This window comes from Algivirga pacifica, assembly GCF_039543525.1.
GTDB classification, from domain to species: domain Bacteria; phylum Bacteroidota; class Bacteroidia; order Cytophagales; family Flammeovirgaceae; genus Algivirga; species Algivirga pacifica.
The window spans coordinates 19,042-28,664 of the sequence record NZ_BAABJX010000071.1; the positions used below are offsets into that span (position 1 = coordinate 19,042).

The 9,623-nt window shown below is 39.1% G+C and carries 10 protein-coding genes and 1 riboswitch; of the genes, 3 read left to right on the forward strand and 7 right to left on the reverse strand.

All coding sequences use genetic code 11. From position 1 onward, the window contains the following. Positions 1–148 precede the first annotated feature (148 nt). Positions 149–328, forward strand: coding sequence for a histone H1 (locus ABD985_RS21020; protein WP_345375288.1), 180 nt, complete (start codon positions 149–151; stop codon positions 326–328). A gap of 122 nt (positions 329–450) precedes the next feature. Here the strand turns inward: ABD985_RS21020 and ABD985_RS21025 are convergent, their stop codons facing one another. The 7 genes from ABD985_RS21025 to ABD985_RS21055 form a co-directional block, all read right to left on the reverse strand. Then, positions 451–981 carry a DUF6913 domain-containing protein gene (locus ABD985_RS21025; RefSeq protein ID WP_345375290.1) on the reverse strand — a complete coding sequence of 177 codons (531 nt, stop codon included), beginning with the start codon at positions 979–981 and terminating at the stop codon, positions 451–453. Positions 982–1,058: 77 nt separating this feature from the next. After that, positions 1,059–3,107, reverse strand: coding sequence for an NAD-dependent DNA ligase LigA (gene ligA, locus ABD985_RS21030; RefSeq protein WP_345375291.1), 2,049 nt, complete (start codon positions 3,105–3,107; stop codon positions 1,059–1,061). Between the two features lie 193 nt (positions 3,108–3,300). Next, on the reverse strand, positions 3,301–3,699 hold the full coding sequence (locus ABD985_RS21035; protein ID WP_345375292.1) for an HIT family protein: 399 nt from the start codon (positions 3,697–3,699) through the stop codon (positions 3,301–3,303). Between the two features lie 269 nt (positions 3,700–3,968). Beyond that, positions 3,969–4,439, reverse strand: coding sequence for a transcription elongation factor GreA (gene greA, locus ABD985_RS21040; protein ID WP_345375295.1), 471 nt, complete (start codon positions 4,437–4,439; stop codon positions 3,969–3,971). Between the two features lie 263 nt (positions 4,440–4,702). Beyond that, positions 4,703–5,233, reverse strand: coding sequence for an NADH-quinone oxidoreductase subunit J family protein (locus ABD985_RS21045; RefSeq protein ID WP_345375297.1), 531 nt, complete (start codon positions 5,231–5,233; stop codon positions 4,703–4,705). A gap of 41 nt (positions 5,234–5,274) precedes the next feature. Further along, positions 5,275–5,877, reverse strand: coding sequence for a 4Fe-4S dicluster domain-containing protein (locus ABD985_RS21050; RefSeq protein WP_345375298.1), 603 nt, complete (start codon positions 5,875–5,877; stop codon positions 5,275–5,277). Positions 5,878–5,918: 41 nt separating this feature from the next. Beyond that, complete coding sequence (locus ABD985_RS21055) at positions 5,919–6,263, reverse strand: hypothetical protein (RefSeq protein WP_345375300.1); 345 nt, start codon at positions 6,261–6,263, stop codon at positions 5,919–5,921. Positions 6,264–6,714: 451 nt separating this feature from the next. Here ABD985_RS21055 and kdsB point away from each other — a divergent pair, with 451 nt between their 5' ends. Both kdsB and menD read left to right on the forward strand, forming a co-directional pair. After that, positions 6,715–7,464: a 3-deoxy-manno-octulosonate cytidylyltransferase gene (kdsB, locus tag ABD985_RS21060; protein WP_345375302.1), complete on the forward strand. Its 750-nt coding sequence runs from the start codon at positions 6,715–6,717 to the stop codon at positions 7,462–7,464. Positions 7,465–7,515: 51 nt separating this feature from the next. Continuing rightward, positions 7,516–9,183, forward strand: a complete 1,668-nt coding sequence (gene menD, locus ABD985_RS21065; protein WP_345375304.1) for a 2-succinyl-5-enolpyruvyl-6-hydroxy-3-cyclohexene-1-carboxylic-acid synthase — start codon at positions 7,516–7,518, stop codon at positions 9,181–9,183. Between the two features lie 72 nt (positions 9,184–9,255). Beyond that, positions 9,256–9,447: riboswitch (cobalamin riboswitch) on the forward strand. Positions 9,448–9,623 lie beyond the last annotated feature (176 nt).

Consider the following 9,623-nt stretch of genomic DNA (forward strand, 5'->3'; position numbering starts at 1 on the left):
TAGTACAATTTTAGTATTACTGTATACGCTATTTGATTTTTTTTCCTTTAAATAATCATAAATTCTTTTTGTTTTGTTTAGGATTTTATCAAGTTTTTTATAACTTGCCTATATCGAAACTATTACTAAATACTAGATTTTATTACCGATGGAAAAATTCAAAGAATTAGCTGAACTAGTTAAAAGAACAGAAGAGGATGCTGCAAAATTTTATAGTAACGGTGTTGCTGCAGCAGGAACAAGAGTAAGAAAGAACATGCAAGAGATCAAGAAACTTGCTCAAGACATCAGACTTGAAGTACAAAACATTAAAAACGAAGGAAAGTAATCCTGCTATTTTAATGAACTAGTGTTAAAATATTTAACACATATAAAAGAGACTTAAATCCAATTTTAAGTCTCTTTTCTTTTGCCTTACAGCTTAATCAGAAATTCTATCAGGGGAGTTTTTTAAGAGTTGATTTTCTTTAAGTAACTCAACATTTCTTCGGAAAGTACAGAAATGCCTTCGGAAGAAGGTACGCCAATCATTAGCTCCAATAAATCCTTGTCACCTTCCTGTACGGCTCCTACCCTACAGTATGCTCTACTACTTGCCAGTAAAAACTTCAAGGGTAAACTATCTTTACTAGACAGGTACAGCAAGTAGTCAAAAGGTTGATTGATAAACTTAAACGCCTTTTCTGACTGCATTCCTCCTTGCCAATCCATTTCGTCCTCTGTCATATACTCAAAAGGGAAATTATAAAGGTTTAACTCTTTCTTTCCAAAATAAGTAAATGCCTGTACGTCCTTTTTTTCCTCTGTCAATTGATGAATTAACTGTCGAATCACATCAGCCTCTTCTTTGGTGGATATACCAAATAAAATTCCAATTCGCTTACTCTCTGTAAAAGTAGTGCTTTTACGATCAAAATGTTTGCTGCTATTGATCGCTTCGTTCAGCTTTCGTTTGACAAAAAACTCTTTAACATTATTCAAAATCTATGCAGCTTAAAAAAGTGAGTAATTTATTTATTGTAACAATTACTGAGGCGTTTATACACCTCAGTAATTTTTTATAAAGGAAGCATATCTTTAAACTCTTGCTCAGAGACGATACGCACCTCCAACTTTTCCGCCTTTTCTTTTTTTGATGGCCCCATTTTATCACCAGCCACCAAGTAATTTAATTTCTTTGAGATAGAGGAAACTACTTTCCCGCCGTAACGTTGAATTAATTTCTTTAACTCGTCTCTACTATAGTCCTGAAAGACCCCAGAAACCACAAACGTTTGCCCTTCAAAGATAGCCTCTTCCACGGTAGCTTCTTCTTGCTCAGGCATTTCTAGCTGTACGCCCGTTTGCTTAAGTTTTTCAATAAACGCTTGTTGTTTAGGATCTTGAAAGAACGCTAAAATACTATCCGCTATTTTCTCACCAATCTCAGGTACGTTGATCAACGTTTCCCGATCAGCTTTTGATAGTGCTTCCAGACTACGGAAATGCGTCGCTAGTTTCTCTGCCACTGTAGCTCCTACAAATCGTATTCCAATGGCAAATAATACCCTGGAAAATGGAATTTCTTTGGATGCGTCAATTCCAGCGACCATTTTTTCTGCAGACTTATCCTTGAATTTCTCTAGCTTGGCAATCAGATCGACTTTTCGAAGACTATATAAATCCGTTGCATCCTTAATCAACCCTACCTCTAGCATTTGCTCAATACGTTCACTACCAAGGGAATCAATATTCATCGCTTTACGGGCAACAAAATGTTCGATACGTCCCTTTACCTGAGGTAAACAACCCAATTCGTTCGGGCAATAATAAGCCGCCTCTCCTTCTTTTCTTTCCAATGCTGTGCCACATGAAGGGCAAGCATGAATAAATTCAAAAGGTTTGGCATCTTTTAACCTTTGAGAAAGATCCACTCCTGTCACCTTAGGAATGATTTCTCCTCCTTTTTCTACAAATACCTGATCCCCTTCGTGCAAGTCCAAGCGCTCAATTTCATTGGCGTTATGCAGAGAGGCTCTTTTCACTACTGTGCCGGCCAGTTGTACAGGTGCAAGATTAGCCACAGGAGTTACGGCACCCGTTCTACCTACCTGATAAGTAATAGACTCCAAGGCTGTCGTAGCACTTTCCGCCTTGTATTTATAGGCAATGGCCCACCTTGGACTCTTGGCTGTTGATCCTAGCTCCTTCTGTTGCTTGATGTGGTTTACCTTGATTACTACACCATCCGTATCCAATGGTAACTCAAAGCGTTTTTCCTCCCATTTTTTAATGTAGGCAATCACCTCATCCATGTTACGGCATCGCTGATAAGATGGAGAGACGTTAAATCCCCACTCCTTCAGTTTCTGCAATGCTTCCTCATGTTTTTCTACAGGGTCGTTCTCACTCATATACGCATAGACATAGCAATCCAGCTGTCTACTGGCAACCACTGAAGAATCTTGCATCTTGAACGTTCCTGCGGCAGCATTCCTTGGATTGGCTAGCATGTTCAGATGCTTCTTCCCTTCCTGCTCGCGGCGTATATTCTCTTCTGCAATATCATTATTGATACGGTCAAAAGAAGCTCTACTCATAAAGCCTTCTGCACGTACTTCAAAGAAGTCAGGCACATCTTTGCCTTGTGCTTTAAGAGGAATAGTACGCACTGTTTTAATGTTCGCAGTAATATCATCTCCTTGTGCACCATCTCCTCTGGTGACGCCCCTTTTCAGGATACCGTTTTTATAGGTCAAGCTTAAGGCTACCCCATCAAACTTGAGTTCGCATACATACTCATACTCTTCTCCTTCCAATCCCTTCTGTACGCGCTGGTCAAATTCATATAAGTCCTCTTCATTATAGGAATTAGACAAAGACAGCATCGGATATGTATGAGCTACCGTCTCAAAGTTTTTCGTGATGGTTCCTCCTACTCTTTGAGTGGGAGAATCCTCTTGCTTTAAGGTCGGGTGCTCTTCTTCCAATTGCTCTAATTCTTTCAGAAGCATATCGAACTCATAGTCGGTCACTTCTGAAATCGCATTGACATAATATTGGTGATTATAGTGGTTGATCTGCTCGGTCAATGCAGCTATTTTCTTCTTCGCTTCTTCTGCTGTCATAATTATTTATCTGCTGTAGGATGATTTGTTCATGATGTTTAATTGAGCTTCGCTCGTTCATAATGTTTAGTTGAGTTTTTTATCAATACTTCGTATTGATCATGATATGGCCTCGAAGAGGTCATTAATTATTCAACTAAACATTATGAACGAGCGGAGCTCAATTAAACATCATGAACAGATGCTAAGACTTTTATTCTTCCAAATATGAACGAATACTAGCGGCGATTTCCTCCATTTCCTCCGGAGCTAACTTAAGCTTCTCATTATTGAATCGAAGGTCTGATTCTGTATTGATAGGCACCAAATGCAAATGGGCGTGAGGAACCTCTAGTCCCAATACAGCCTGACCAATACGCTTACAAGGAACGGCCTTTTTTAAGGCGATCCCTACTTTCTTAGCCAAGACATACAGACCTGCAATGGTATCATCATCCAGGTCAAACATATAGTCTACCTCTTGTTTTGGAATCACTAAGGTGTGTCCCTTTTTTAATGGGAAAACATCCAAAAAGACAAAGTACTTATCATCTTCATAGATCTTATAAGATGGAATTTCTCCGGCAACAATTTTTGAGAAAATACTAGCCATGTGGTATCAGGTTGAATGGTGAAATACTAAGTAATGGTATACTCCAAATGTCTATATAATCCTTGGAATCCTACCATTAGGCGATAATAAGGGATATCCTCCGATAATCAAAATCAATCCAGCTACTAAATAGCTTTGTTGAGGCGGCTAATTATTGTTGAAGGATAAAGGAGGAAGGACAAAGGTAACACGCTATATGGTGTTTTATAATCCTTTATCCTTCCTCCTTTATCGTTTCTCCTACCCGAATCAGTAGTCTCAACAAGCTCTTAGATAGAGATCTCCAAAATTTCAAACTTCTGGATTCCTGCAGGGATTTTGATTTCTGCTACCTCTCCTACTTTCTTTCCGATTAGTCCTTTGCCGATTGGAGAATCTACAGAGATTTTACCTTGCTTTAAGTCAGCTTCTTTGGCAGCAACCAATTGATATACAACGGTCTTTCCAGTAGGTGCTTTAATTTTCACCTTGGATAAGATACTAACCTTAGAGGTATCCAGTTTTGACTCATCCAGTACTCTGGCATTGGCAATCAGGTTTTGAAGCTTTGCAATATCAGCCTCCAGATGTCCTTGTGCCTCTTTTGCCGCATCATACTCTGCGTTCTCACTCAAATCGCCCTTATCTCTGGCTTCAGCAATTGCATTTGCAATATCTCTTCTTCCTCTGGTCTTCAAATCTTGAAGTTGTTCTTTAAGTTTCTGAAGCCCTTCGGCAGTATAATAAGTAATATCTGACATGTGATAAATAAGTTTTATCTATAAAATCAAGGGTTATAGTTATTGAAGGCCCTCCCTCCAAAAACAAGAAACTGTCGATGAAAAAAGACATCAGACAGTTCAATATGTTATAAAAATGACCAAATGGATCATCTATATTTTTTCAAAATAAATAATGTGAAAGTAATATGCAAGTCCTATAAACAGGCTTTACATAGCCAAATAGTGATAAAATATTATAGAACAACGACATATAACACAAAAATATGAACAGAAAAGTTCAATTATTTTTGGGGTGTATCCAGTACATCTCTACCAGAAATATAAGCGGCTCCAATCAGGGCTACCAATAATAATACAGCGATTACCTCAAAAGCCAACACGTAATTGGTCATAATGGCAGTACCAATAATAGGAATACTGCTTTCGGCTGGATTATCGGTAATGATTACGGAAAGAAGTTCTTGATTGCCGTTCAGTAGAAGATGTAAAAATACGGAAGCCAACGCTCCTACGGTTACCACTCCTGCTAGCTTGTTGGTATGGCTTGTCAATAGTCCACTGGCATCTCTTTTCTTGGTAAACATTACGCCATATAGAAGTAAGATCAAAACGCCTCCTATATAGACCATGATTTGTGTAATGGCCAAGAAATCGGCATAAGCCAAAACAAAAATGCCGGCTACCCCAATTAGGGAAACCAAAAGTAGTAAAGCACTATTCAAGACATTACGGCTGAATAAGATACCCAATGCAGGTAAAAGTGTAAGGGCTGCAAATACAAAAAATGCGCCCTGAATTATATATTGTTCCATTTTAAGGTAATAGATTGCGAATAAGAATCGTAAAGGTATTCTTATGAGTTACTAGCTAAATGTTTCTTCATTTTGTTGGCTTGTGCTTCTTCGTAAGCTTTCTTTTTCTCCTCTACTTCCTCTTCCGACATTTCAGAAAACTCGAACTTGAGTTCATTCAGATTAAAAGTACTGTAATCGTACTCCTTTGTCATCGTAAGACATTCTGTAGGACAAACAGCAGTACAAAGACCACAATAAAGACATTTAGCCATATCAATATCAAACACTGCTGGATAAAGACGTTTGGCAGTACCATCAGAAGTATGACCAATCACCTCAGTAGATTTGATCGCTTCAATATCAATACAGTCCACAGGACAAATCTTTGCACACTTGTCACAAACGATGCAATCATCCATGACAATATCCAATTTGTATCGCCCGTTATCCGGCACGGGGAACTTCTCTTTAGGATATTGTAAGGTAAAAATACCTTCGTCATACTTTTTGAAATAATCTTCATGAGAAGTATGTACGGGCTTTCTACTTTCCTTGGTCATCGCTTTGATAAAGTGCTGCCAGGTCAAGGCCGCGCCTCCAAGGGAAGTGCTTACGGCTTCCTTGATATTGGAAAAATATGTATGGATGCTTCCTTTACTCATGTTTAGTCTATTTGATAGTGCTTAGTTTTGGATAGGTTTCTTTACCCTTTTTGTTCTTCTGCAACAATATAATCTCCTACTTCTTCCTCATACATATAATACTCAAGCATGGATGGGTTCACCCATTTTGAGATTAAAGGGGGTAACTCCTCCTCTTTTTGAGGTTGATAGGCATCAATAAAGGCGTTCAAATGCTTTTCAATTAGAATTTGTTGCTGTTGATAGGCTTTCACCAAATCATGAATAGGGATATGAGTTGCACGGTGTATATGCAGCAATCTTGTCTCGTCCTCTAACTCCTGATGATCCAACAGAAAGGCCGCCAACTTAACGGATAAAAAACTTTTCCCGATAATGATTTTCTCTTCCTCTTTGATTTGTTCCATGCCCCTATTGCTTTTAATTGAAAATAGTATGATTCTTTCTGTTCATATTGTTTAATTGAGCTTCGCTCGTTCATGATGTTTAGTTGATGATCAATGATGATTACCTTCTGAAACCATTGGGAAGCATAAACTTCGCTCATGTTATTTGGGTAATGATCTATGATAAACAGCTAAACCATATAAACGTGTTTATATAGCAACACATGGGCTTAGTTTATGATTTTCAGCTGATTCTCTACGAATTACCTATAACAAAACAACTAAACAATATGAACGAGCGAAGCTCAATTAAACAATATGAACAAACGCTTCTTTTAGTATAACCTAAAAATATTCTACAAAGTTATAAGTTTTTTGACATTCTATATACAGGCATTAATTCTTTTTCGTTACTGCGTACTGTTGTATATTTGAAGCTGTTTCTGTTGACCAAAATATAGAGCCATCAAAAATGATGATAATAGGTATTATTCCAGCGCGATATGCATCCTCTCGTTTTCCTGCCAAGCCACTGGCGGATATGATGGGTAAGAGCATGATTCAGCGCACATATGAGCAAGCAAAGAAAGCCCTTTCTTTGGATAAGGTAGTGGTGGCTACAGACCATGAGAAAATTTATAATCACGTCAAGGCTTTTGGAGGCGATGCGGTATTGACCTCGGAGTTTCATTTGAGTGGAACAGACCGATGCCATGAAGCTTTACAACTACAGGGAGAAGAGTCTTTTGACTATGTGATTAATATACAAGGAGACGAACCTTTTATTGATCCGGGGCAAATTGATATGCTGGCAGGATTGATACAGACCCAAGGAACAGATATTGCTACCCTGGGTATTCAAATTCAGGAAAATGGAAAGCTTTTCGATCCTAATATTGTCAAGCTTATTAAAAACAAGGAAGGTAATGCCATTTACTTTAGCCGACAGGCTATCCCATACCTAAGGGACTACCCTCAAGACGTTTGGCTGGATCACCATGACTTCTATAAGCATATCGGTATTTATGCCTATAAGGCAGAAGCTTTGGGCGAAATCACTAAACTAAAACCTTCTCCACTTGAGCAAATGGAGAAGTTGGAGCAACTCCGATGGCTGGAAAATGGCTATACGATTAAGGTAGGTGTCACCGACAAGGAGAGTATAGGCATTGACACTCCCCTAGATCTGGAGAACGCATTAAAATTACTGATTAACGAATGATAAGTGTAGCGTGTATAGTAATCTATACATGCTACACGCTACACTTTTTATATGCAAAAATACTATCCACTTCAACCAATCGCTGACATTGTCCAGCTATGTGCCCTCAAAGGAATTAAGGAAGCTGTCTTATCACCAGGCTCACGTTGTGCGCCCCTTACCTTGGGTTTTGTCAGACATCCTGATATTCATACCAGAACCATTTCAGATGAACGCTCTGCGGCCTTTATTGCCATGGGGATTGCACAGCAGCAAGATAATCCGGTAGCAATTGTTTGTACTTCTGGAACAGCGGCACTCAACTATGCACCGGCGGTTACGGAAGCCTACTATCAGCATATTCCTATGCTCGTTCTGACAGCTGACCGACCCGACGAATGGATTGACCAGTTGGATGGACAAACAATTCGTCAAAGGGATATTTTTTCAAACCATATTAAGAAAAGCTATCACCTTCCGGTAGATTATTCTCATCCGGAAGCACAATGGTATATACAGAGAAGTATCTCTGAGGCGATTAACTTAAGTAAGGAGTATCCTCAAGGGCCTGTCCATGTCAACATCCCTATTCGGGAGCCTTTTTATCCGGAAATAGACGAGCAATATTTCTTCAATCCTGATTTAAGGAACATAGAAGAGCATACGTTTGCTCCGGTAATGACCAAGGAACACTTTGCGCCTTATAAGACACAATTAAAATCATTTTCTAAAGTTTTAATCGTAGCGGGGCAAACAAAAGGAGATCAGGAACTAGGGACTATACTGGAGCAGTTCCCCTACCCTGTTTGTGCGGATGTGATCTCGAATTATTCTTACTTAAAGAATGCGATTCACCATCAGGACGTTTTCTTAGGAAAAGTAGATGAAGCATTGCAACCAGACCTATTAGTGACATTTGGCAATTCAGTGATCTCCAAGAACCTGAAGCTGTACCTGCGCAAGTACAAACCAAAAGCCCATTGGCACATACAGGAAGCTGGACATGTAGCAGATACTTTCCAAAGTCTGAGCAGTATTATTCGTTGTACACCTAAGAGCTTCTTTGAGCAATGGGCTACGCTTAACCATTCTACGGAAGAATACCTCAAGGACTGGAAAAAATGGGATGAACAGGTCACTACCAATATGGCTTCCTTCTTAAAAGGGCAACCTTTTTCAGAGCTGGAAACCGTACATGACTTACTACAGGCTTTACCGGAAAATACACAGCTTCATTTAGCCAATAGTATGTCTGTTCGCTATGCCAACTTTATCAACCTACAGAACAGGAAAGATATCACCGTTTTTGCAAATAGAGGAACCAGTGGCATAGACGGAAGTAATAGCACAATGATTGGACATTCCCTAGCAACGGATTATCCAAATGTATTGCTCACAGGAGACTTAGCCTTCTTCTATGATCGTAATGCTTTCTGGAACAGCTATCGTAAGGGGAATCAGAAGGTATTGTTGTTAAATAATCATGGAGGAGTAATCTTTAGGATGATCCCTGGACCTGCCCGACAACCAGAGCTGGAAGATTATTTTGAGACGCCACAGCAGAGTACAGCCCAACAACTTTGTGAAGAGTTTGGTATAGCGTACCTACATGCTAACAGCAGAGATGGATTGGAAGAACTGTTGCCTGCATTCATCGCTTCAGATCAAGCTTGTATTTTGGAAGTGGAAACTGATAAAGCGATTAGTAAGGAAGTATTTCAAGCTTTCAAAAAGCTATAGAATTGAATACTGTTTATTGCTTATCGCTTATCGTTTATAAGCGATAACCGATAAACAAATCATTTTTTTTACTATTTTTGCATTGATTATGGTAATGAGTCTCTAAAAGATTCATTTTAAAAGGGAATCCGGTGAGAATCCGGAACTATACCCGTAGCTGTAAGCACCTGTTTCGCTTCCGGTAGCATCCACTGTACCTCTTAGGTATGGGAAGGAGCCGGTAGTGGTGTAAGTCAGAAGACCTGCCATCATCTATTCTTCAATCGGAGCTTTCGGGTCAAAAGCAATGAGGATCTTTGATAAGAGGATATTTCCTCCTGTCCTATCCTTTCTCATCCCTTTTCCAGAGAGTTCATAGTATATCTTTTTAATTATATCTGAGCTTTCGCTCATTGAAAATTTTGATTTAAGATATTCGTTCTAAGGCGCTATCTTTATGT